At 63.9% G+C, this 22,865-nt stretch carries 21 protein-coding genes, 1 tRNA gene and 3 pseudogenes; 12 read left to right on the forward strand and 13 right to left on the reverse strand.

Annotated elements, in window-relative coordinates:
* Positions 1 to 116: 116 nt before the first annotated feature.
* The 3 genes and pseudogenes from L5014_RS34735 to L5014_RS34745 form a co-directional block, all read left to right on the forward strand.
* Positions 117 to 776: pseudogene (locus L5014_RS34735) on the forward strand (TCP-1/cpn60 chaperonin family protein); the annotation flags it as partial.
* A 111-nt stretch (positions 777 to 887) separates the two neighbouring features.
* Positions 888 to 1,142 carry a hypothetical protein gene (locus L5014_RS34740; protein WP_112175285.1) on the forward strand — a complete coding sequence of 85 codons (255 nt, stop codon included), beginning with the start codon at positions 888 to 890 and terminating at the stop codon, positions 1,140 to 1,142.
* Positions 1,143 to 1,270: 128 nt separating this feature from the next.
* A complete protein-coding gene (locus L5014_RS34745; RefSeq protein WP_112175286.1) occupies positions 1,271 to 1,630 on the forward strand; it encodes a hypothetical protein in 360 nt (119 codons plus the stop codon).
* A 51-nt stretch (positions 1,631 to 1,681) separates the two neighbouring features.
* Here the strand turns inward: L5014_RS34745 and L5014_RS34750 are convergent.
* The 4 genes from L5014_RS34750 to L5014_RS34765 all read right to left on the reverse strand — a co-directional run bounded on the left by L5014_RS34750 (position 1,682) and on the right by L5014_RS34765 (position 3,593).
* Positions 1,682 to 1,754 (reverse strand) — tRNA-Lys (locus L5014_RS34750).
* 44 nt (positions 1,755 to 1,798) lie between these two features.
* Entirely contained in the window at positions 1,799 to 2,368 is a 570-nt protein-coding gene (locus L5014_RS34755) for an Hsp20/alpha crystallin family protein (protein ID WP_112175287.1), read from the reverse strand.
* 361 nt (positions 2,369 to 2,729) lie between these two features.
* Positions 2,730 to 3,137, reverse strand: a complete 408-nt coding sequence (locus tag L5014_RS34760; RefSeq protein ID WP_183708485.1) for an Hsp20/alpha crystallin family protein — start codon at positions 3,135 to 3,137, stop codon at positions 2,730 to 2,732.
* A 15-nt stretch (positions 3,138 to 3,152) separates the two neighbouring features.
* Entirely contained in the window at positions 3,153 to 3,593 is a 441-nt protein-coding gene (locus L5014_RS34765) for an Hsp20/alpha crystallin family protein (RefSeq protein ID WP_112175289.1), read from the reverse strand.
* A 248-nt stretch (positions 3,594 to 3,841) separates the two neighbouring features.
* On the opposite strand from L5014_RS34765, the gene L5014_RS34770 reads away from it, so the two are divergent.
* Complete coding sequence (locus tag L5014_RS34770) at positions 3,842 to 4,225, forward strand: hypothetical protein (RefSeq protein ID WP_112175290.1); 384 nt, start codon at positions 3,842 to 3,844, stop codon at positions 4,223 to 4,225.
* A 352-nt stretch (positions 4,226 to 4,577) separates the two neighbouring features.
* Here L5014_RS34770 and L5014_RS34775 read toward each other — a convergent pair whose 3' ends face one another.
* Positions 4,578 to 5,795 carry a sensor histidine kinase gene (locus L5014_RS34775; RefSeq protein ID WP_238468421.1) on the reverse strand — a complete coding sequence of 406 codons (1,218 nt, stop codon included), beginning with the start codon at positions 5,793 to 5,795 and terminating at the stop codon, positions 4,578 to 4,580.
* Positions 5,796 to 5,950: 155 nt separating this feature from the next.
* On the opposite strand from L5014_RS34775, the gene L5014_RS34780 reads away from it, so the two are divergent.
* The 6 genes and pseudogenes from L5014_RS34780 to L5014_RS34805 all read left to right on the forward strand — a co-directional run bounded on the left by L5014_RS34780 (position 5,951) and on the right by L5014_RS34805 (position 10,036).
* The gene (locus L5014_RS34780; RefSeq protein WP_238468422.1) at positions 5,951 to 6,304 is read left to right on the forward strand and encodes a response regulator; all 354 of its coding nucleotides are present in this window, start codon (positions 5,951 to 5,953) and stop codon (positions 6,302 to 6,304) included.
* 618 nt (positions 6,305 to 6,922) lie between these two features.
* Positions 6,923 to 7,186: a hypothetical protein gene (locus L5014_RS34785; protein WP_224045540.1), complete on the forward strand. Its 264-nt coding sequence runs from the start codon at positions 6,923 to 6,925 to the stop codon at positions 7,184 to 7,186.
* Between the two features lie 31 nt (positions 7,187 to 7,217).
* Positions 7,218 to 7,745, forward strand: coding sequence for a hypothetical protein (locus L5014_RS34790; protein ID WP_112175339.1), 528 nt, complete (start codon positions 7,218 to 7,220; stop codon positions 7,743 to 7,745).
* 306 nt (positions 7,746 to 8,051) lie between these two features.
* Entirely contained in the window at positions 8,052 to 9,170 is a 1,119-nt protein-coding gene (locus L5014_RS34795) for an RNA polymerase subunit sigma-28 (protein ID WP_238468423.1), read from the forward strand.
* A gap of 203 nt (positions 9,171 to 9,373) precedes the next feature.
* Positions 9,374 to 9,584 (forward strand): annotated as a pseudogene (locus L5014_RS34800) (co-chaperone GroES); the annotation flags it as partial.
* Positions 9,585 to 9,661: 77 nt separating this feature from the next.
* Positions 9,662 to 10,036, forward strand: a complete 375-nt coding sequence (locus tag L5014_RS34805) for a hypothetical protein (protein WP_112175294.1) — start codon at positions 9,662 to 9,664, stop codon at positions 10,034 to 10,036.
* A gap of 181 nt (positions 10,037 to 10,217) precedes the next feature.
* Here the strand turns inward: L5014_RS34805 and L5014_RS34810 are convergent, their stop codons facing one another.
* Genes L5014_RS34810 through L5014_RS34825 form a run of 4 tightly spaced genes read right to left on the reverse strand, consistent with a single transcriptional unit; the run spans position 10,218 to position 15,202 of the window.
* Positions 10,218 to 11,627 (reverse strand): hypothetical protein, encoded by a 1,410-nt coding sequence (locus tag L5014_RS34810; protein WP_224045541.1) that lies wholly within the window; start codon positions 11,625 to 11,627, stop codon positions 10,218 to 10,220.
* Between the two features lie 25 nt (positions 11,628 to 11,652).
* On the reverse strand, positions 11,653 to 12,600 hold the full coding sequence (locus L5014_RS34815; protein ID WP_238468440.1) for an ATP-binding protein: 948 nt from the start codon (positions 12,598 to 12,600) through the stop codon (positions 11,653 to 11,655).
* 2 nt (positions 12,601 to 12,602) lie between these two features.
* Positions 12,603 to 14,546, reverse strand: a complete 1,944-nt coding sequence (locus L5014_RS34820; protein ID WP_238468424.1) for an integrase — start codon at positions 14,544 to 14,546, stop codon at positions 12,603 to 12,605.
* Positions 14,543 to 15,202 carry a hypothetical protein gene (locus L5014_RS34825; RefSeq protein WP_238468425.1) on the reverse strand — a complete coding sequence of 220 codons (660 nt, stop codon included), beginning with the start codon at positions 15,200 to 15,202 and terminating at the stop codon, positions 14,543 to 14,545. Before L5014_RS34825 ends, L5014_RS34820 begins: the two co-directional genes overlap by 4 nt.
* Before the next feature lie 546 nt (positions 15,203 to 15,748).
* Here L5014_RS34825 and L5014_RS34835 point away from each other — a divergent pair.
* Positions 15,749 to 16,105, forward strand: a pseudogene (locus L5014_RS34835) (DUF4158 domain-containing protein); the annotation flags it as partial.
* Between the two features lie 110 nt (positions 16,106 to 16,215).
* Here the strand turns inward: L5014_RS34835 and L5014_RS34840 are convergent.
* The 4 genes from L5014_RS34840 to L5014_RS34855 all read right to left on the reverse strand — a co-directional run bounded on the left by L5014_RS34840 (position 16,216) and on the right by L5014_RS34855 (position 21,726).
* Positions 16,216 to 16,539, reverse strand: a complete 324-nt coding sequence (locus tag L5014_RS34840; RefSeq protein ID WP_338019377.1) for a calcium-binding protein — start codon at positions 16,537 to 16,539, stop codon at positions 16,216 to 16,218.
* Positions 16,540 to 16,590: 51 nt separating this feature from the next.
* Positions 16,591 to 17,088, reverse strand: coding sequence for a hypothetical protein (locus L5014_RS34845; protein ID WP_238468428.1), 498 nt, complete (start codon positions 17,086 to 17,088; stop codon positions 16,591 to 16,593).
* A gap of 32 nt (positions 17,089 to 17,120) precedes the next feature.
* Complete coding sequence (locus L5014_RS34850; RefSeq protein ID WP_238468429.1) at positions 17,121 to 20,471, reverse strand: DEAD/DEAH box helicase; 3,351 nt, start codon at positions 20,469 to 20,471, stop codon at positions 17,121 to 17,123.
* A gap of 76 nt (positions 20,472 to 20,547) precedes the next feature.
* Positions 20,548 to 21,726 (reverse strand): tyrosine-type recombinase/integrase, encoded by a 1,179-nt coding sequence (locus tag L5014_RS34855; protein WP_238468430.1) that lies wholly within the window; start codon positions 21,724 to 21,726, stop codon positions 20,548 to 20,550.
* Between the two features lie 178 nt (positions 21,727 to 21,904).
* On the opposite strand from L5014_RS34855, the gene L5014_RS34860 reads away from it, so the two are divergent.
* Positions 21,905 to 22,849, forward strand: coding sequence for a DNA-binding protein (locus L5014_RS34860; RefSeq protein WP_238468431.1), 945 nt, complete (start codon positions 21,905 to 21,907; stop codon positions 22,847 to 22,849).
* The last annotated feature ends 16 nt before the right edge of the window (positions 22,850 to 22,865 follow it).

Below are 22,865 nucleotides of genomic sequence, written 5' to 3' on the forward strand. Positions count from 1 at the left end.
AACTGACCACCCGCGTCACTGCTTAAGTGCTCGCTTCCGTGTGGAACGAGCGCTCGCGTGTTCGTGGAAAACCTGCTCGGCTACGCGTGGAATCCGCGCTCGGGTGTCGTGGAATACGCATCGAGGTCCGCAAGGACGACACCATCATCATCGACGGCGCCGGTGACGCGAAGCGCATCGAGGCGCGCGTGAAGTCCATCCGTGCGCAGATCGAGGAAGCGACGAGTGACTATGATCGCGAGAAGCTGCAGGAGCGCGTGGCGAAGCTCGCCGGCGGCGTGGCCGTGATCAAGGTCGGAGCGGCCACCGAGGTTGAGATGAAGGAGAAGAAAGACCGCGTCGACGACGCGCTGCACGCCACGCGTGCGGCGGTCGAAGAAGGCATCGTGCCGGGTGGTGGTGTGGCTTTGCTGCGCGCACGTTCGGCAGTTTCGAACCTGAAGGGTGTCAACGGTGATCAGGACGCCGGCATCCATATCGTGCTGCGCTCGCTCGAAGCGCCGTTGCGCGTGATCGCCTCGAATGCGGGTGACGAGCCCTCGGTGGTCATCGCGAAGGTGCTCGAAGGCAAGGGCAACTTCGGCTACAACGCGGCCACCGGCGAATACGGCGATCTTGTCGAGGCGGGGGTGGTCGATCCCACCAAGGTCACGCGCACGGCTCTGCAGAACGCCGCATCGATCGCTGGGCTGATCCTGACGACGGATGCAACGGTGGCCGAAGCGCCGAAGGACGAAAAGCCGGCGCCCGCGAGTGCGCCGGAACTGGAGTACTGACCGTACATCGGTTCCGCTCTGCACCGGCCGTCCAGCCCGGCCGGTGCATTTTTTACGGCACTGTTCTTTCAGTCTTCGCGGGGGCAGTGCCGCTTTTTGCCTGAGACCGTCATGAAACTCGAACTTTTCATTGACTCAAGACCGCTCGACATCGAGATCGATGACGTCGTGGCGGCCCTGCTGGCCGTTCGGCTTGACCTGCCGGCAGGCGCCGACAACCAGGATGCCCTCGCTCGCTATCTCAGCGAAAAGGGCGCGCCGTGGACGCTCGACGAGGAGCACATGCGCAGGCGCATCCTTCGCCGGCTGATTCTGGATATCGCCGACCCGGCGCTGGTTATCCGCCATCTCATGGCTGAGGAATGAACTGCCCCGGCCAGCCAGATCGATCGGGGATCGGGAGTGTGGCGACATATCCCGCATCACGACCGTCTTGCTGTCCCCGCAGAATCAGACATATGCCCAGCCATCCTCGTTCGCCCGTCTACTCTTCTATGAAACTTCCCGCCGGCGTCCTCGGCCGGGACTATCTCAAGTTCTTGCAGCTCTCGGTTGACGATGAGCTTGCCTCCAAGGGGTTGTTCGCCGATGCTGCGCTGCAGGACGCTATGGCCGACGTCCGCCGTGGTTTAATGCGCGGGGCGCAGCCGGCGATGAAGGTGTTCTTTGATGGCTGCCAGTTCTGGCTTGCCAGTCATTTTCATCGCTATGAGGCTGCCCGACGTCTCGGTGCCCGCCACCAGGAATTCTGGTGTGAGATCCAACCCGGTCCGAAGGACCACGCCGTGCGATATGCGTCGGGAACCCCCGACGTGATGCGTTTCCATAGCGAGCGGTCCACCACGGGTGGCTGACCGCCATCCATGGCCTAGTCGAACCTGGCGCTGTCCGTGCCCGGCTGCACGTGGGTCGTACTGGATTCGAACCAGTGACCAACGGATTAAAAGTCCGCTGCTCTACCAGCTGAGCTAACGACCCAGTCCACTTTTCTGCCCGCCGTCATTGCGCATTGCAGGCTCGCCCTAACTGATATCGATCGTGCGACTCGTGGACGGTACCGGCTCCGTTTTCGGCACGGTCAACGTGAGTACACCGTTGTCGAATTTTGCCAGGGCGCGACCGGGATCGGCGTATTCAGGCATGGGGATCGTGCGCACGAAGCGTCCATGCGCACGCTCCAGCCGGTAGCAGCCGTTTTCCTCACTGCGCACATCCTGCTTTTTCTCACCACGCAGCACGATCGCGCCGTCCTCGACACTCACCTTCACGTCTTCGCGCTCCATCCCGGGCAGCTCTGCGGTCACGCGTAGCACGGGTCCCTCGTCGACAACGTCGATGCGTGGCTGGAAGCGCGATGAACTGAAGTCGCCGAACCATCGCTCGAGCACGCTACGGCCTGCAAACGGGTCGTGAAAAAACTCCTCCACTGCGCGCCATGGTTCCCGTGAGAACAATCGCGCAATGTCGGGCAGGGGGGCCCGCCATTGTTCGTTTTCGCTCGTCGGCGGGCTCTCCGTGCTGTCCGCATCGGACTTGCGCACAGCCCCGCGAAGGAACTTGAAGGGATTCCACTTTTTCGGATCGGGATTCATCGTTTCCTCCTCTGGAATCTGGCAGGAGAACCGGTTATGGCACCCGCACCCCTGCGTTTCCAACGTCGACGTTTTCGGACTGGGCTGAGGGAGCGGTTTGGGCGGCCACCTGGCGCTCCGCGGCCGCGAATGTTCCCTTTCCAGGCCGACTGACGGCGCACGACAGCGCATCGCGCGGCGCTTCTGCTGCGGTGAACCACCGCCGTGCATGTTGGTGCAGGTGGCAGTTGGACATCGCAATGTTGGCCACGGACATTGCTGTCGGGAACGGCTCGCCCATCCGGGCCTCCGCTGTCGGCGGGGAGGCAGCCAGGCCGCCGCCACCCACTGTGCTTTCTGCCTGCTGCCCTACGCGCCGACTTCAGCCCGTACGCACTTCGATCCGCCGCGGGCGCGCCTCGTCACGGCGTGGGATCGTGAGCTTCAGTACGCCGTCCTTCAGATTTGCCTCGATCTTCGATGTGTCGAAGTCCGGGGAGAGCGTGAACGTGCGCGCAAAGCGCGGCTCACGGACCTCGGCATGCTGCAGCCGCAGATTTGCCGGTGTCGGCACGACCGCCTCAGCCTCGATGGCGAGATTGCCGTCATGGACCCGCACATCGAGCTTGTCCCGGGTAACTCCTGGCAGGTCGGCCCAGAGTGTGACGCCCTGACTGTCCTCGTAGATATCGACGGCAGGAGTAATTGTCATCCGTCGCGCGGACGGCTCGTTCCCGGTGCGCGTGACGGCCGACGGGTCGCGCTTGCTCAGTTCAGTGGTATCGCTCATTTTCGGCTCCTGGGGTTACTGGACGGTGATCGCGCGAGGCTTCGAGGATTCGCGCTTGCCGATCGCAATCGACAGGCAGCCATTCTCGTAGCGCGCCTGAACCTTGTCGGGATCTGCGTTCTCCGGCAGCTCGATCACCCGCCGGAACGCGCCAGTGAAGCGCTCCTGCGCATACAGACGCGTGTCCTCGCTGGTATCCGGCTGTGCCGGTTTGCGCTCACCGCTGATGGTCAGCAGCCCCTTGTCGATCGATACGTCGAGTTCCGCCGCATTGACGCCGGGTGCAAAGGCGACGATCTCGATCGACTCGTCGGTCGCGCCAATGTTGACCGGCGGGAAGGCGCCGAAGCGGCTCGCCCGAAGGCTGGAGGGGAAAGTACCGAAGAGGTTCGCCATCTGCCGTTGCAGTCGGTCGAACTCGCTGAAGAGGTCAGATCCGGAGTAGAAATCGCTCATGATGCAGTTCTCCTCAAATGTTGATGGAGGCGAACGGGCCTACGCGCTCCAGTTCGCCTGCCAGCGTCTGGCAAAACAAATCGAAACACGCAGCGCACGGGACGTTGCAAGCCGCGCGTCTGCCTGAGCGAAACCTAAGATAGACACTCTGGCGAGGATTTCAAGGGGCAAAAGCAGCGGTGCACCCTTGAAATTTTTTTGCCCGGTCATATCATCGCGGCGGAACCATACAGCAAATGGAGGACGCGATGGAATTCGATACCGACTGGCTGACCCTGGGCCCGCACCGCATGCGGCTGCGTTCGACCCGGGGGTTTCCGACAGAAGCGATGCGCAAGGCGGTGGACGTCATCCGGATGGCGGTCGACAACAACATGAGCGCCCGCGCGCGCCTGGTGGAAGTGGTTTGCCGACAGGAGAAAAACTATGAAGTCACGATCGGGACGACTGTCGTCAAGGACAAGGTTTGCGCGCCACAGCTCGAAACGTGTATCGCGGGCGTGCTTGGTCTGCTGCCGGACCAGGTCACCCTGATCGTTACCGCAGTCGATCAGTCTGAAGTGGACCTGCACTTCGGCGTGTACGAGCGGATGCTGGCCGAAAAACTGGGCACCGCACCGCCGATCCAGTGATGCGGACTGCAGACGGGATAGCAGGACTGGCTGCCTGAGCGTGCCTCCAGCGCGACCTGGGCGTGCGGTGTCGTCCGAAGGCCGTCCCACAAGGAGCGTCGTTACCCGCCGCGCGGATTGAACAGTGTCAATAATCCGGCTACCTTCGGAGTCCGGCAAGGTGCAGGCGCCGGTCGATGCCGCGTGACAGCACCTCACCCGTGGCCGAATCTGGCGTGCCGGACGGCACGCTTTTCAGCATTTTCGCGGAGCAGGTCGGGCTGGATCCGCGTCATCGACACACGTAGAACAACGATCGCGAGGCGCGCACCCTGCGCACAGCCGGCCAGATCGCGAGCCGGCGGGTGCAGCGTCAGCTTATCGGCGTCAGGTCGAGAGGAAAGCGGATTTCGAATGTCGTGCCTTGCCCCTCGCGGGACTCGAAATGGATTTCGCCCTCGAGCGAGCGGCACAGCTCCCTGACAATCGCCAGACCCAGACCGGCTCCCGGGACGTCGTCGCCGGCGGCCCGCTCGAACTCCCTGAACACGCGTTCCGTGTCTGACGGCGCAATGCCGACACCGGTGTCGGCGACCCGCATGGACCACTGGCTGTCTCCGCATCTCGCGATGACCAGTTCGATTTCCCCTTCGCGGGTATATTTCGTCGCATTCGACAGCAGGTTCAGCGCGACCTGCTTGAGCCTGATGCGGTTCGACTGCACCCGGACCAGTCCGGCCTCAAGGCGGGCAGACAGATGCAGGCCCTTCGCTTCGATCCCCGGACGGGCGGCCGTGACCAGTTCGTCGAACAGCATGGGCAGATCGACCGGCTCGATGCAGTTATGGTTGTTTTCGCCGACGACGACCGAATACTCCATCATTTCGTCGACCAGCTGCTTCATGTCATTTGCCTGCCGGGTCGCGAGCGCCAGCCCGGCCTCGGCTCCGGATGGAACACGCGCAATCAGCTGCAGGTCGACCGAAAAGGCGTTCAGGAAGTTGCGCAGGTCGTGCACGAGGCTGCGCGTGATCTGCATGCGCGACCGGTGCAGTTCACTGACCTGGCGTTGCTGCTCCCGCAGCTCCCGGTTGGAGCGTTCCAGTTGGCTAGTGTATTCCGCGATGGTCCGGTCACGCTCGCCGATGACCTCGCGGATCGACGTCAGGGTGACAAAACTGAGCGCCTCGTCGATCAGGCGCAGGGCACGGGATTCATGGTCGCGGGTAAACGTGTCCTCGGACTCCGCGAAGGCCCGGACGGCGCTGGCCAGTTGCCGCCGGAACAGCTCCAGTTCGCGCACGAGTTCATCAACGCGGTAACCCTGCTGCCAGCGCACGTTCCCGTGTTGCCTCGCATCGCGTTCGATGGCCCGTTCGACCGGCTGGAGATCCTGCTCTTCGAGCGCGACGCAGATGCCGCTCAGTATGGCGGGCAGGTGGTCGGCTAGTTGCTCCCAGGTCAGCCGGTCCGCCTCGATGAGGTCGGCATCGGCAGCAACCGCCTGCATCCATCTTTCCGTCAGGCGCACCTGTTCCCGTCGGAGAAATCCGGCGAGGGCGTGCAGGGTTCCCGTTTGAGAATCGGTCATGATCCGTACCCAATGCGTGAATCGTTGAGCAAAGACGCGCATGCGAGGACATATTATCGTTTCCTCGCACCGCCTCGGCGGCCAATATCTTTCCGGCCGGCGCTCGGGAACGCCATTTGCTCCGCGTCGCGAAAACAACTCTACCGACCAGCAAAATGCCTTCTATCCTGCTTGTCGACGACCAGCCTGAGTTGCTCGATGCGTGCGGCCTCATACTCACCGCCGAAGGGTATGACGTGTGCTGCTCACACGACGGCGTGGAGGCGCTCGCGCAGGCCCTTCGCCAGCCGCCCGATTTGATCATAACGGACTGGGTGATGCCGCAGATGGGTGGCGGTGAACTGTGTCGCCAGCTCCGGGCGCATCCTGCACTGGCACACATCCCGATCCTGGTTCATACGGCGATGCCACCTTCGTCGCCGGGGCCGGTGCAGTGGGACGACTGCCTCATCAAGCCGGTCCCGGTGGCGCTGCTGCTCGCCACCGTGAAAATGTGGTGTCCTCCGTGAGGCACTCCGGAAGCCGCAAACTGGCTCGCCGGCTAGGTTACCGGGATCCATCGCACGACCTTGAAAATTTTCATCAGTGAAACTAACTTATATGCAGCTCAGGCAGTGTGCCCGGTGATGGACCGGTTGCATGCTGCGTGTTTCGATTTGTTTGCCCCGCAGCATGGCAGGCGAACTGGAGCGCGCAAGCCCGTTCTCTTCCTTGCTGCGTCGAAGGAGAAGACGATGAGCTGCCTTCACCTACGCTCGGCTTCGACTACGCTGTTCGAGCGCCTCCACCGTACGATAGTCGACCTTTCCAGCGGTTTCCGGCCGTTCACGCAGCGTGCCCGACCCACGCTGTCGGACCGCATTGCTGTCCTGCGGCAGACGTTTCGCCAACTCACGTTTCACCTGCGCCGCGGTTAGCAGCGCGGTTGCCGTGCGGGCACCGCTCGCGACGTCGGTACGCCGTCGATCATGCCGTATGCCGGCGGTGATTCCATGAAGCGATGGGCACCAGATTCGGAGCGGTTTTGGCAGGAGCACTGCACGGCCGGTAGGATGCCTGCACGCGCGAGGGGGAGTGATTCAATGGAACGGGTGAGGACCGAGATGCGCAACGGATTGGAGATCCGTATGCATACCCTCGTCGTGAGGCACGTACGGACGGCGGCATATCCGTGGCAAACCGCGGCGAACGGATACCTTGTATTTGTTCAGGTTGTGAGGGATGGCGAGGTTTTCGTGAACTGGCACCTGCCATGGCTGCGCCGCCGCTGGCCGAGTCGCGAGAAGGCGGAATCGGAAGCGTTGGAGTACGCCGTGCGGCTTGTGGACAGTCGCCCGTTTCGCGCACCGCCGCCGGATGTCGCGGAGGCGATCTGGCGATGGCGCCGGTGAGGAAAGACCTGCAGATCCCGAGGAGGTCATGATGGAACTTCACATGCATTCGCATCATTTCGTTCGCCGCATGCCCGAGTGGCCGGCAGCCATTATCGGCGGGTGCGTGGCGGGCGCCGTTTTCCTGGTGATTGAACTTTTTGCCATGGGTGTTGCCCGGCAAAGCGTATGGTCGCCGCTGCGGATGATTGCGGCCATCGTGATGGGCCGCGACGTGCTCGCACAACCCGCTACGTTTGCGGCGGGCGTCGTGATAGTGGCGCTGCTTACGCACTTTGTGCTGGCGATCCTCTTCGCGGTCATTCTGGCAGTGATCATGGCACCATTCAGCCTGGATTCCAGTGTCGGGACGGCGTCGCTGGTGGGTGCCATATTCGGCGTGTTGCTGTACGTGATCAACTTCCATGGCATGACGCAATGGTTTTCCTGGTTTGCCGATGCCCGTGGCTGGGTGAGTTTCCTCAATCACATCGTGTTCGGGCTGGTGGCTGCCAATACCTACCTGAGCCTGGAGAGAAAGGAACCGGACGCCAGTGGCAAGGGGAACAAAAGTGAATGAGAGGGTCACGCGGCGCAACGTCCGGCTCGGCGTTGCGCCGCGAGGGCACGACTGTCAATGCGCGGCCTCGCGGCCGGGGTGCCCGACTGGCCGGATTCGATGCTGGTGCCTGACGGGTCTGGAAGTTTTCAGCCAGGATACCTGATTACCGGAGACAGGCTGGTCCGACTGACGAGGCAGCAGGCATGCCGGCATGTATTAACGGATCCGGTTCGCCGCGCCACGCGCCACCTGGCGTGGGGCCCGGACCAAACGGACTTGGCGTCGCTCGCCACCGCGGCGCGCCCCGACATGCGCAGGTTTGACATGAAAACGTCGATCAGTTACCGCAACGTTGCGAAGCTCTCCCGCCCGGAGCTGGATGACCTGATTGGCCGGCTCGCGGAGCGACGCCTGAAGCCTCATCTGTCGCATTTTCCGGCCGAGCTGGCCCGGCTGCATGCGACGGTGGAAAGAAGCCGCCATCGCAGTGTCTACCGCACACGGCTCCTGCTGGTGCTGCCGGGAGGAGCGCTCGCGAGCGGGAATGATTCGCCGGAGCCGGCCACGGCGATCGAACTCTCCATGACCGAACTGGAGCGGCAGCTCGAACGGCACATCGCGCATCTGCGTCACGAGGATGCCTGGCGCCGCAAGGAACGGCGCGCCGGGTTGCGGCGGTTCAAGGCGGCCCTGGCGGCGCAGACGGACGCCAGATCCGCGTGGTTCGGCGAGTTCGTGCGCCCCCTGCTCGCACCGCTGCAGCACTTCGTTCAGCGGGAACTCGCCTATCTCCAGGCACGGGGCGATCTCGCGCCAGGCGACCCGACGGTCGACGACATCGTCGACGAGGCCCTGGCCCGTGCCTGCGAACGGCAGGCAGAACGCCCGCGCAGGCTCGAACCGCTGCAATGGCTCTACCAGATCGCGCTCGAACGGCTTGCCGACGAAGTGGCGCATCGACAGAGCGAGGAAGGTCGATGCATTTCACTCGAAGGCAGGCTACCCGTCCAGCTCCACGAACCACACGATGACGACGACGAGATTCTGTTCGAGTACTGGCAGCCCGACGAAGTCCTGCGCCTCGAAGACATGGTGCCGGCAATGGACGACACGCCGGAGGATGCGGTCATGACCCGGGAGCTTCGCGAGCTGGTGGCAAAGCTGCTTGCGGAGCTGCCGGAACCCTGGCGACGCGCCGTTACGCTCTGTCGCCTGGAAGCGCAGCCTGCGGATGCCGCAGCGCAGGTTCTGGGCATTATGGAACCGGAGCTTGAGGACCGGCTTGCGCATGCCGACGCGTTCCTCAGGGCCAGACTCGCTGACCTGCGGCTGACACCCGAGCCGACGGTCGAGCCTGCGGGTTACATCGTGCCGGGGACGCTGCCACTCGCGCCGGGGCTTGCCAGGGATTTTGACGAGGCGACATGGCGCGATGTCCCATAAGCGCAGGCGCGGCCAGATCATGGTTGATCGCGGGAGGACCGAATTTTCCCGACTGACGACGGAGGCCAACGATGAAACCGACCACGATATTGACATGTGGCGACCGCGCCCGCCAAACTGGCGCGCAGGCTTTCCGGGAACGGGCGCACCGGTATGCATGCGGGAGCTGGCCGCGCCCGCACGGCGTCTCAGGGAGCACGATCATGAAGCTCATGCCCTTGCATGACCGGGTCGTGGTCAAGCGTGTTGAAAAGGAGCGCAAGATCGCGGCAGGCATCGTCATACCGGCGACCGCCGGTGAGAAACCCGATCAGGGTGAAGTCATCGCCGTTGGCCCCGGAAAGCGGTGCCAGGACGGCCAAACGGTGCGTGCCGGATGTGAAGGTTGGAGACCATGTGCTGTTCGGGAAGTACGAGGACGTGATAGATGCCGACTTCGGGGAAGTGAAAAGGAAACAGTGACGTGCACCGGACGTCAAAAGGCTTGCGCCATGAAAAGACGATTGTGTGTCCTGGTCCCGGCAGCGGTGATCGCCGGGTTATGGTCAGAGAACGCCATGTCTGCCAGCCCGCCGCTGCCGACGTTGCCCCTGCAATACGACATCTGGATCACTGGGACTATTCAGCGTGGCAGCGGGAAGTACGCGCCGGGTGACTATACAACGATCATGCTGGATCGCCCCTCGACGTCGCCGTGCAATGACAAGGAGGTGTCCGACATTCTCCTTGGTGAAGGAGGCGCACCAGCCCCCACGCTCCTGCTACCGTACCTGAACCAGCGCGTCGCCGTCCGGGGCCGCGTGATCTGCCCCGGCTCGGGCATTCAATTTACGCCGCAGCCGGACGTCGTGTTTCCGGTCTGGTAAGGCAAGGGGGAAGCACCCGAACATCAACTTCGGCACGGCCTGACCAGGGTTGCTGCATCCGCCTGCGAAAGCCCGCGCCGGTCGATCTTTCGCTGACTACTGTCACCAGCCTCACGCGCGGTTGACAGAGGAAAGCGCCCATAGCGGTTCCAGAACAACGGGCGGTGCGAGCGCGATCAGATCAGCCGCGAGCGGCCGCCTCGCGGAGCGGGACGACATGCGTGGTCGAACGCACAGTGCCCAAGGCATCCCCGTCGACGGGATAATCCAGCCAGAGCAGGCGCGTGGGGAAAAGCAGCGGTGAGACCACGTAGCCGCCGCTTTCCTGCATCCCGGAAGCGATCGCACACCACGCGTTCCAGGTTTGACCCAGTGCGTGAACGAAATGGCGATGCAGCCAGCCCCGCGGGTCGGCTGTGGGCGGCAAATGGGCCGGCATGAAGGCCAGCCATTCGAACAGTCCAAAAGGCGGATAATTTCCCTGGCAGCGCGTGAGTGTCTGGATGCTGAAACGCCGCTCCCAGGACAGGCGCCATCCCAGCAGGGCAATCGACTGAGCAGAGATGTTGCCGTCGCACAGCAACAATCCGAATTCGGGCGAATGGCGAATGGAGCCAGCCTCTGGATGTACGGGCCGGATTGAACGCGCCAGACGGCGTACATGATTTTTCCGGACCTTACTGTAGACGGCGCACAGCATGATGCAAGTGTGGTCGACGTGCGGCCAGCCGGCTGCCCAGGCGCAGTTGACCGGCAAGCGCACTGACGGTCGAGAGCCGCCCCCGCGTTGTGCACTGGCCTCGGGTGCGGGATCGACGCGGGGCAGCTCAGGCGGCCGGCGAAGGCGTCGCTCCAGCTCGCCGATAAACGTGAGACGACGGGGAATGTCCGAGCACGCCTGGATTTCGTCGCCGGCAAGGTACTGCCCCGCCGCATCACGCATGCGCCGCCTGCCTGGGCCGAGCAGCTGCACATAGCGGAAGAAGTAGTCGTGCCATGCGCGCAGGCGATCCAGCCCGGTAGCATCGATACCGGCGTTCGCGCGCAGGCGGCGAAGCGCGGCCGCGGCGAGCAGGGAGCGCCCGCAGGCCGGGCAGGCATACGGATGGCGTACGAGCCCTGCGTGGAGGCGGTACGCGAGCGGTTGCCCGCAACCGGTGCAGGCCTCGCACAGCGCGCATTCGTGAACGGGGCAGCGCCGGAACGCGGTGAACTGAAAAATCGTGGCATGAAAACCCGCCGACGCGCAGGTCGGGCAGAAGCGCAGCGACGGGCTCGCCGCGTCGAGCAACGCATCGCCACGCTTCGCAGTGCAAAACGAATTTCCGAGGTCGTCCAAGCTGATGCACAGGGTGTCGGCCAGGTCGCTGAGCCTGAAGGCATCGGTCACCCGGAGGTCAATGCCCTCGCCCGTATTGATGGCTGGCTGGATCGCCAGCGCCTCGCCGAGTTGTGTCCAGTTCAGCCGGTTGAGCAGCTGAAACTTTGCGAACCGCGACCACGCGGACTCGACCGCGCAGGTCCATGCCGGGCGCGTTGTATACGTTGTCCGGTCAGCGGTGGAAACCGGGCCGCGTTCCTGCCACGGCAACGTTCCGACCACTGGCCGGGCGTTATCACTTCCTGGCGCGCACATAGCCGGACACGTCGACGCCTTCGTCCCAGATTGCTCTCGAAAAGGCGAAACCGGTGGCGTCGCGCGGCGCATACTGATACAGGATATGCTGGACGGCGCGGGTGAAGAATTCCATCGGCAGCTCCAGCTCCCCCACCAGCTGGGCGCGTTTGTGGGCGTCGTCGAAAGCGTCCCATAACGCGCTACCTTCAGCGGCCAGACGCATGCCGGCGTCCCAGGCGCGCGGAAAAAAGAAGCGCGTATGCGTCCAGCCGGAGTTCTCGGGATATTCGCCCTGATCGTATCCCTGCAGACAGGCTGAACACTCGTGCGCAGAACGCACGCCGTGAAAGGGTAGTTCCTCGGTCATGAAGCGGGCGACAATTTGTTCTTCTCCGTCGCGCTGGAAAATGCTCTTCCTCGCGCGCAGCGAGGGCTGGCCGACGAGCATGGTCACAAGGCGCACACCTTCGAGCTCGAGTTCGTCGTGGATGTCACGCAACCATTCGAACTCGGAGCTGCCCAGATGCTGGGCTTCGTCGAGGAAAACCAGGATATCGCTGCTGCGTGACTGATCGGCGATTTCGAGCAGGCGCTGCGTGAGCCGGTGCCGCAGCTGGGTCGGATCGCGTCCGGAGCTCGCCTTGTGCCGGGCCATCGTCAGCAGAGCGCTGAAGAAAGCCGTCTCGGTCGCCATGCGCTTGTGCTGGCAACGCATGCGCAGGATCGGCAAGGCCGGGCGCTGTGAAGCGAGCAGTGACTCCAGAAAGAGGATCGCATAGGTCTTGCCGACCCTCGAGCGTGCATAGACCATCGCTCCGGTACGCAGCGACAGGCAGCGCACCAGTAACGCGTAGAATTGCGCGATCGATGGCGTCGGGATGCGATATCTGCGCAGCACAACCGGATGTTCATCAATCGGCGATGGCCGTAAGGTGTCGGTCGGCATGGTCAACGAAAAATCTGCCCCTTGCCGAGCTCGGGCAGGCTCACGGCAGGGAAATTGTCCGGTCCGGTTGATGCTGGCGCCGCCGGGATTTCGTTATGCCGGTCGCGCTGCTCAACGGCACGTGCGGCTTCGGCGATGCGATGGGGCATTCGCCGCTGTTTCGCGCGGGACTTGCGTCGTTGATACTTGAGGTAAGCCTCTACGGGATCGGATAGGTCGCCGTAGTCGATTTCCTTGAGACGTTTGAGCCTCAGGATTTCCTGACGAAGCCGCAACGAGTGCGGTGTCTGGTCCCAAGGTCTGGCCGCCCTCAGCGGGCCGATTTCCTCACCGCTGGCGAGAAACGCCGTCACGACACGCATGTCCTCGGGATCGAAATAGATTCGCAACGGTTTGCCGATCCGGCCGGACGCTTCGCCGAGCACACCGCTGGAATACCGGACCCCGTAAAGGTTGACATAGGGGCGCACGCCGCGACGCAGGTTGCCGCGGACAATGGCCTCATGAACGGGCTGCAGGAGCATCAGGTTTTGCCGGTAGCGTTCGGCAAGTGTCCGACACAGCCCGCCGGGCTTCCGGGCGAAATGCTGCATCATCTCAATGGGGGAGCGCCCGCCCAGGCCGTCATGCGGCGTTCCGTTGTAATTCGCGAAGCTCACGTCGAGCAGTTCGGCAAGTTCTTCGCTGCTCACCAGCAGGCTGCGTTTGCCGTCCGGATCGCACAGCGCCCGCCGCACATCCTGGGCGCTGGACCCGGTTGTGCCGGGAAGCCGATGCGACAGCGTGCTGCCAACCGTGCCGAAGAACCGCTCGATGTACGGCCGCTCGTTGGGCTCTGCGTAGGGGCCGGCATCGACGTGGCTGCCGATCATGTCGCATACGGTGGCGAGTGTCTCGCCGGCAAGGTGACTGCGCGCATTGTCGTAGCGTAACCAGTCCCATGTCGCGTATTCGGTCTCGCGAACGGCCTCGCTGATGAACCCGGCGCGCGATTCGTAACGCAAACCGGCAATCGAGAAGGTAGTCCGTTTGCGGCGGGGTTGCAGGGCGTTCTGTACGGTCCTGATGACGTCGTGCCGGTTGTATTCGGTGGCCAGCGCGAGGTGCCAGCCCAGCACCGCCCGCGTACAGACATCGAGGACAATGAGCAGCCACACGCGCTCGAGTTCAATATCCCTGTCCAGTCCAATGGGATCCGTCATCCGGATGCGCAGGCGGATATCCAGTTTGTGTCCGTCGAACTCGACCGCTTCGAACGGACGTGTGACCGGCGCACGCGCCATCTGATCCGGTGGGGGCCGAAGTGGCTGGACGCGCTGCGCGCCTGAGGCTCGCGCCGCCTGCGCAAATGTCTGGTTTGCCACCAGGCGACGGATGGCGGCAGCCAGGCTGCGGATGCCCTGAAGGTCCTGATTGAAGGGATAGTGCCTGCCCGTCAGATTGAGCTCGCGACAACGGTTGAGAAATTCCCGATGCGTCGCGCGCAGGCCACGCAGTTCGCCGCGCGCACCAAAGTAGACCTTGTGTAGCTGGATCTGCCTTCGCAGGAACTCTGCCAGCTCCTCATGCCGCGTGAGCAGCTGTGACATCGCGCCGGCCGCGCCGCCCCGCTTGCCGGGGACCGCCGGTTGCATGGGCTGAGTCCGTACATAGCCCCGCGTGCGCACATGCGGTACCAGCGCGCGGAAGCCCTGGATACGTCCGTCGGCATGCAGCGTGGTGCAGCGGGCGAGCAGGCGGTACAGCTGCGCGCGCCGGATTCCGGTCGCACTCTCGATCAGCGTCAGGCTCCGGTCTTCCAGGTACTGGCGAATCGCCTGGTCACGGCGCAGAAAAATCGTCCGGCGCGCTTCCGTTAGTGCAGACGGATCGACTGTTGGCCAGCTGCGCAGATCACGCAGCTCAGGGGCGAGTGCCCGACGCGTAAGGCAGTCGGGTGTTTTCACGTCGCGCCCTCTGTCGCGACAACCTGCCTGAAACGCGTATGCCTGTTCAGCTCGCCGGTGCACAGATCCGGGCTCACAAGCCGACCGCGTCGGGTCAGATCGAAGACAGCGGTTCGCGTCAGGACTGGATCGGTTGGCAATGCCTCGTATTCGATGGCGTATAACGGCTTCGGTGAAGCCAGGCCCAGTTCGATGCGGTCGAGAAGTTCGTTCGAGAGGAACGGGCCGTTGCTGGTGACATACGGCAACATACGCATCCAGTTGTCGATCCACTTGCGATGCTGATTTAGTGCGTCAGCGTTCACGGTGGTGACAGGCAATGGGTCGAGGATATCAAGCGACCCGGCGTCAATCGCCACGAGGGACGCGGTCTCTAGGACAACGAACTCGGTTACATCGTTCCGGCGAAGCACGAAGTCCGCGATGCGGGGTTTCTGGTCCACGAGGATAAGTCCCGGATACTCGCAGAACGTCAAAACCGACGCGTACGACTCCATCATGGCCCAGAAGTCGACAGCCGCATGCGAATAGAGTGAAAGGCGTCGGGAAAGCTTGGGGCTCCAGACGTGGAACTGGTGCATCCATTTCGAGCGCTGGACCGCGATCGGGTGAAAGCCAAACTGGAGCGCGGGATCGAACGGACGATTGTCAGCCACCACCAGCCCTCCGCAAAGTTCCAGATTTACTTCGCTTCAACAACAAGATCCGAGTTTAGTTCGCATCCCCAGAAAGTAAAGTTGAAGACACAGGAAGGCTGGCATGCCGCGGCACGGGGCTTTCTTTGGGGTACGATGGAACTACATTACTTCGCGGGACGTCCGGCATAACCAAGGCAGTTGTTGAAGATCCCGGCCGTCGCGCCCACGCGTTCCCAGGCGTCGATATCTTCGGCACACGGCCGCACATACGGCAGTCCGTTGATCGCGCTCGAATCACCGAGCCCCCGGCAGCAGCACCACCGTCGAAGCGAGCTGCAGCGCGATCATCCCGCAGAATCCGGCAACGACAGCATGCCGCTGCGCCGCTACCTGATGCGTCCGAGGGGTAATCGTCCTTTTCGTGCAAAATCTGGCGCTTCCTCCTAGACGCCTTTAGCGGCAAGGCTCAGCGGGCGATCCAGACGACTATCGGCAGGCTTGGCAGCGATCTGCGGTAACCTAGCCGCCCGCGATTTCGAATCGCCCTCCGACGGGAGGCAAGCCATGCCGGGACTGGCGTTTCGCTATGTGGGGCAGCATCGTCTGCCCTCGAGGTTGTCGGAATTCGATGTCGAACGCTACTTGGCGCTGACTGATAGCGACATCGCCGCGCTTAACGAGCGTTTCCGGGGCGATCGGCGTGCTGGCGCTGCCATTCAGTTGGTGTTTCTGCGAGCAAGCGGACGCACGCTCGATCATGTTGGCACCCTCCCACGTCAGTTGCTGCGCTACATCGGCGACCGGCTCAGCTTGCCCATTCCGACGATCGCCTCGTTGCGCACGCTGTACCAGCGCTACAAGACGCAATACGATCATCAGGTTCGGGATAGCAGGCGTACTGCGCAAGAAAGGCTCGACGATATAGATAAGCTGCTTGGCTATTTTCGCCCAACCCCCGAAAACTGAAAATCCGCCGCAATCCCTTACGTGACAAGGCTTTGCGTGGTCTTATCCGGGTGGCGGCACAGGAATCAGAACGAATAGCCCTGATCGTGCCAGTAATGCCAGTCGGCCACCACCTCCCGTGTGTTCCGGTCGGCTCCAACGGGAACAAGCTGGGCCAGAGGTACGACAATTTCGCGTTCACCGTGCCGTGCCATGACAAATATCGCGACGCGGCAAAGTTGGTCGTGAGCGAGGGCGATGACGGTGACGTGCTCGCCGCTCTTTAGCGGTGAGGCATCCATCGTCTTGCGCACCCGGGCCTTGAATGGAAACGAGAGCTGATCTTCAAGGTAGCAATACCAGCCCATTGCGCATTCTTCTTCGGTGTAGGTGTCGACCACGATTTCCATCGTGATCCGATGTTCGCGTCTGGCGTCGACTTTGGATCTGGCCATGATGGGTTAGACATCGACAACGCGTCGTAGCAATCCATACGACACACGCCAGTGCCCTTCGGTGCCGCTGCACGCAATCGACGCCGTTTTCTGGTTGAGTCTGACGATGGTGCCGACGCGCTCGCGCAGGTGCTTGTCGGTAAAGCCAACGGTATCGCCGACGAAAAACTCTTCCGGGTTTGCGCGTGGCGGCGGCGCGGGTTCTTGTTTCGCTTCGGGGTACGAACCATCTGGTACGATGGCGGCATAACGAACGGCCCATCTCTGGCGCGAATTCAGGTCCTCGATGACGGCCTGGGTCGCGCGCAGTTCGACCACTCGACCCTGACGCGCTGCGCCGAAGGGGTCGTCCGCCACATAGCCGACGGTCATGCCCAGGCGCAGGCTCTGCCGAACCTGCAGGGTGCGCTGGGGATCGTCGAGCATTTTGCCAATGATCAGGTAGAGGCGATACAGTTCGCCGCTGGGCGCCTGCCGAAGGTTATCGAGAGAAAGCTGGATCATGGAGACGGGGATGTTGAGGGTGACTATGCTCGCTACGTTCCCGTCCGGGTACGCGAGCGACGTTGAGCGGCCGGTGCGCGCGCCGGTACGCCAGGAATGGGTTCGAACAGCGCCTCGAGATCATCGGCTGAGAACTTGACGGTACTGGCAGCATCGTCGGAGAGGATCGCGTTGGCCAGCGCAGCCTTCTTTTCCTGGAGGGCGACGATTTTTTCCTCCACGCTGCCAGCGGTGATCAGCTTGTAGACGAACACCGGCTTGTCCTGCCCAAGCCGGTGCGCGCGATCGGTGGCCTGGTTTTCCACGGCCGGATTCCACCACGGATCGTAGTGGATGACGGTGTCGGCTGCGGTCAGGTTCAGACCCACGCCTCCAGCCTTCAGGCTGATGAGGAAGAGCGGCACCTCGCCCTGCTGGAAGCGGCGGACCGGGGCCGCACGATCGACCGTCTCGCCGGTCAGGACAACGTAGGGAACCCCGGCCTTGTCGAGAGCGGAAGCGATGAGATCGAGCATGCTGGTGAACTGCGAGAAGAGCAGGATGCGGCGACCTTCCTCGATGAGTTCAGGCACCATCTCGAGCAGCAGCGCAAGCTTGGCGGATTCCTTCACGCGAGCCGCCTGCGTGGTCTTGAGCAACCCCGGATCGCAGCAGACCTGCCGGAGCTTGAGCAGCGCGTCGAGCACGATCAGATGGCTGCGCGCCAGACCATTGACGGCGATCGCATCGCGCACCTTCTTCTGCATCGTGGCCCGCACGGTCTCGTACAGGTCGCGCTGTGCGCCTTCCAGCTCGACGGTGCGTACAATGGTGGTCTTCGGCGGCAGTTCAGTGGCCACTTCGTCCTTGCGCCGGCGCAGCATGAAGGGGCGCAGGCGGCGCGCGAGCAGTTCACGTCGCACCGTATCGCCGCCTTTTTCGATCGGGGTGCGCCAGAGCCGCGTGAAATCGTCACGCGAGCTCAGAAACCCGGGGAGCAGGAAATCGAACTGCGCCCACAATTCGCCCAGATGATTTTCCAGCGGCGTGCCGCTCAGGCACAGACGGTGTCTTGCCCGCAGGGCGCGAATGGTCGCGGCGGCCCGGGTGGCCGCGTTCTTGACGTACTGCGCTTCGTCCAGGATCAGCAGGTGGTACTCGTGCTGTACAAGTACGTCCTCATCGCGCCAGGCGAGTGCATAGGTCGTGAGCACGAGGTCATGCTCCGCGATCTCGTCGAAACGCGCGTGGCGTTGCGTGCCATGCAGGTTCAGCACGCGCAGCGCGGGCGCGAAGCGTTGCGCCTCGTCACACCAGTTGTGTACGAGCGTGGTGGGCACGACAATCAGCGCGGGCTGTCCCAGCCGGCCTGCCTCCTTTTCGGCGAGAATGTGCGCGAGCGTCTGCACCGTCTTGCCCAGGCCCATGTCGTCGGCCAGCACGCCGGAGAGATTGTGTTCGCGCAGGAACTGCATCCAGGCGAGCCCCTGACGCTGATAACCGCGCAGTTCAGCCTGCAGTCCTCGTGGCACGGTTGCCCCGGCGACGCCGGGCCCGCTCATCAGGCGCCGTGCAAGTTGACGGACCGACTCGTTGCCATGAAACTGCCACCGGCCGGTATCGTCGAGCGCCGCCAGGCGTGCGGCATCCCACCCGGGAATCTGCATGCCGCTGCCGACGTGCTCGAGCAGATCGACCAGGACCCGTACGACCGGTTTCAGGCGCCCGGCCGGCAGGCGCAACCGCTCGTTGCGTGGCGACCTCAGCTCCATCGCCTCATCGTCGGCAATGCTCTCAAGCTGCCCCGAGAGCCAGCGCCCGTCCCGCGCAAAAAGGCTGGCCAGCAGAGGCTCAAGGCGCACCATCTCGCCGTTGACCGTAATGCCCATCTCGACGTCGAACCAGCCTTCGTCGGTCTGCCGCAGGCTGCCCTCGATCGCGTCGATCTCGATGACGTTGTGGCGGAATTCCGGCGTCATCTCGACTTGCCAGCCCTTCTCGCGAAGTGCGGGTAGTGCATACGTCATGAAGCCGGACCAGCCGGTCTCCTGGGCGGGTTCGAGCATGCCCCGCGGAAACGGTCTCGGGCCATGGGCCTGGTCGGGTGGAATGGCACGCAGGCCGACGCGCTGCAACTCTGTCAGCCTGCGCTTCTCACCAACTGCATCGCGCTGGATCTGCATGACCTCACCGTTCGCACCGAGACGGATGAGCGCCGTCTCGCCCCTGGCTGGAATGCGTTCGCCGTCGTAGTCAAAGCTCACGGTCGCGAAATCGAGCGCATCCTGTGCCTTTGTCGACGACCAGTTCATGTTCCAGGTCGGCAACGTATCGAGCACGAGCACCGGGACCGGCGCGCAGCCGATCATGCGCACGCGCGACTGGTCATGCGCGGGCGGCAGCGGCAGGCCGGGGGCCACTTCGCGCAGCACGTTACCTACAAGCGGCGCCTCGTCGAGGGTGATGGCGGGCATCGAGAGCACGTCAGCGATATTCCGGGCGGGCCCGGCCAGCTCGACGGGCCCGGCAACGCCCGCCTGAGCATCCAGATACCAGCAGGGCTGCGTGGTCGTGATGAGCGCGGGGGCGGCTGGCTCGGTTTGCAGTACGGGACGCATCCGCATGTCGGGCAGTTTCTGCCAGGCAAGGTGCCCCGGGCGGGCCGGACCGCCCTGCAGCGCGCAGGGTTCTGCGTAATCCATGGTGCTGGCCGCAGGGAACGCAAAGACGCGGCCGGTGGCAACGAGTTTTTCGAGAAGGGCTGCGCCCGTGGTGCCCTGCAGGGAGAACTGGCCGCCAAAGGAGTCACGCGAGCGCCCAAGCCACAGGCCGCGCAGGATCGGCAGATCGTCTTCACTCACGAATTTCGGTGGCTTGACGAGCGCTTTCTCGATGTTGTACCACGCGTCATCGAGCGAGCGGATCGTGCCGTCGGTGCTCACGCGTGACTTGTAGATCACGATCTGCGGATAGCCCTCGTACGCGCCGGTGATCACGTAGGCAAGCGCATGCGACGCCCGGGGGCTCGCCCGCTTGCCGGCGGCAGATGTGTCCAGATTCCGGGTCCGGAAACCTTCGAGCCAGCTCACCAGTTCGGGGCGCACTCCGGTGATGGCCTGCCGGGGAACATGGGTCAGGCCCGCGAGCAGGAGCGCGGCGACGTGCTTGCAGTGGCCGCCGACCGGGCAGGAGCATTCGCTCTCGATCCACAGGTCGTCGTCGGGGTCGTTGAACCAGACCCGTACGTTGTAGGGTCGCGAGCGGGTGCCCTGTACCTTGCCGACAAGAATATCGTCACCCTGCCACTGTAAATCCGAGACTGCCTGCCCATAGTCGCGCGACTTCGCGACCGTGTAGGCATCCAGCCATGCGGTGATCTGTTTCCGGTCGTACTGGATGGCCATCGGCGGGAGATCCTGATCAGTCGTACTTCGAGGCGCTTGCAGGCCTGACTGGGTGCAGGCTGAAGCGCTGCGTATTTTACGCGGGCACGTCATCCGGTTGGACGGCGGAATTTGTTGGGGTGTGCGCATCAGTGGTCTGCGCGTGCCGGCGGTCGTCTTCCGCGTGCAGATAAAGCCCCGTTGTCTCGATCGAGGCGTGCCGCAGGTTTCTCTGGATAAAGCGGATGTCGGTGCCGGCGTCGGCCTGGTGCGAGGCTGCCGAGTGGCGCAGCCAGTGCGTGGAGGTGCGTCGCAGGGTTGCCGCCCCGACGGGGTCGCTCGCCGCGAGCGCGTCGGCCGCGCGCAGGAAGACTTCCTTCGCGATCAGGTAGATTGCGGTCGGCGTCAGATGCCGCCCGGGGTCGCCGGCAATACCCATCACGGCCGGCGACATGTCACCGGATGCAGGCGCCGGCGGCAGGCCGCAGAAGGTGCGGTAGCGGGCGAACTCGGTCATCAACGCGTCGCTCACGGGCACCTCTCCCTCGGTGCCGCCCTTGCCGACCACATGCAACCACCAGCGCCCGCGCCGCTGGAAGAAGTCGGCTGCCTTCGCGTGGGCGGCCTCGCTCGCGCGCAGGGCTGTGTGATACAGCAGCCGGACCAGCCAGCGGCTGCGCTCGTAGTGCTGGCATTCGCGCGGCGTGTTGCGGGGCCAGCGCTCCACCGAGTCGAGCACGCCCTGCCAGAGCGCATGATCGAGGTAGCGCTCGATGCGGCGCGTGCGTGCAGTGGACGTTGGGCGTGAGCGGCGCAGCGCCAGCGGGTTGCCGGCGAGATAGCCGGCGGCGACCAGGTAATTGAGCAGGCCGCAGAGGATGCCGAGGGCCTGCCGCTGGCTGCGCTCCGAGAGCGGCCCGTCAAACAGGCGCCGGGCGCCCCCGCGACGCGGCAGCGCCGGATCGGCCCAGTCTGCGGTGGGATCGGCCACAAACCGTTCATAGAGCAGGAAATCCTCACGCGTGAGGCTCGAAAGCGGCTTGCCAAGGGTCCGGGTGGCCCACACGAGCAGGCGCACGGCCTCCTTGCGATAGCTGCGCAGGGTGTGCGGCGAGCCCGCGTATTCCGCGAGCCACAGGCGCACGGCCTCAACGTCCGTGTCGGCGATGATCTGCCGGTGGATGCCGTGTGCCCGGTTGGTGCCGTCACGGCCGTCGAGGGCGGCAGGCAGGGCGAGCGGCAGGATCGCCTCGGGGGCTGTGGCGGGCAGGTTCATGGGCTGACGCGTTTTGAAAAGGCGATGCGGGAGCGTACACCGGAAATACTTTCGATTATCGCCCTTATCATAAATTTCCAGCGTTAATCGTTACATATATAACGGAATACATAGATATACAGCTATACTCGGCCACGAAACCCGACTTCCTCGACCACTTTCACGCCAACACCCGCCTATGAGCCGTATCAGCGACACCCGCCTTCGCACCCGCGAAGCTGCTGCACGCCTCGTCGCCACCGGCCGGCGACCGCATGAGATCACCGTCGACCTTATCTATGCCGAGATCCGTCAGGGCAGCCGCACCACGATCAACGACGAGCTGAAACTCTGGAAGGACGAGCAGGCCCGCAATGACGCACTGGCCGCAGCGTTGCCCGCGTCCGTAGCCGACGCGATGCGCTCGCTCTGGGCGCTCGCTGTCGAACACGGCGAGCAGGTGTTCGCCGCGCGCGGCGAGGAACTCGAGCGTGAAGCCGTGGAGTCCACCGCCCGCGCCGAATCGCTGGGCACGAGCCTGGCGGCGCTCGAAGCACAGGTACAAACGCTGCGCGCGCAACTCGAGGAGCGCGAGACGCGGCTCGCGGCGGCTGCCGCCGGGCTTGCCCGGTCCCAGGCCGAACGCGAGGCAGCACTCCAGACAGCGCAGGCGGTCGCAGCCGAGCGCGACGCCGCGCGCGTGCAGTCCGGCGAGGCGCTGCGCACGGCGCAGGACACGCATGCACGCGAGCTCGAGGCCCAGCGCGCGGAGCATGCCGGGCGTGAGGCTGCCTTGCGGGCACAGATCGATCAGGCGGCCTCGCGGCTCGAAAGCGTGCAGAAGCACGTCCTGCTGCAATCCGAAGAGGCACGCGGCGCACAGCGGCGCGCGGAAACCGCGCTCGACAGGGCGCAACAGCGTAACGAGCAACTCGTCGGCGACGTCCAGCGGCTTGCGGCCGAAGCGGCCGAGCAGCGGCGCCTGGCCGATCGCCACGAAAAGCAGCTCGCGAGCGTCATCGATGAGGCGCGCGAGTTACGGCGCGATCGCGACACGCTCGCCCAGCAGGTCGCTTCGCTGCAAGGGCAGCTCAAGGCCCGCCCCCAGCCGGCGGGCGCACGGCAAGGCAAGGCGAGATCCTGATTTTCCCGGCGCGCGT

This window comes from Paraburkholderia tagetis (assembly GCF_022213065.1).
Lineage (GTDB): Bacteria > Pseudomonadota > Gammaproteobacteria > Burkholderiales > Burkholderiaceae > Paraburkholderia > Paraburkholderia tagetis.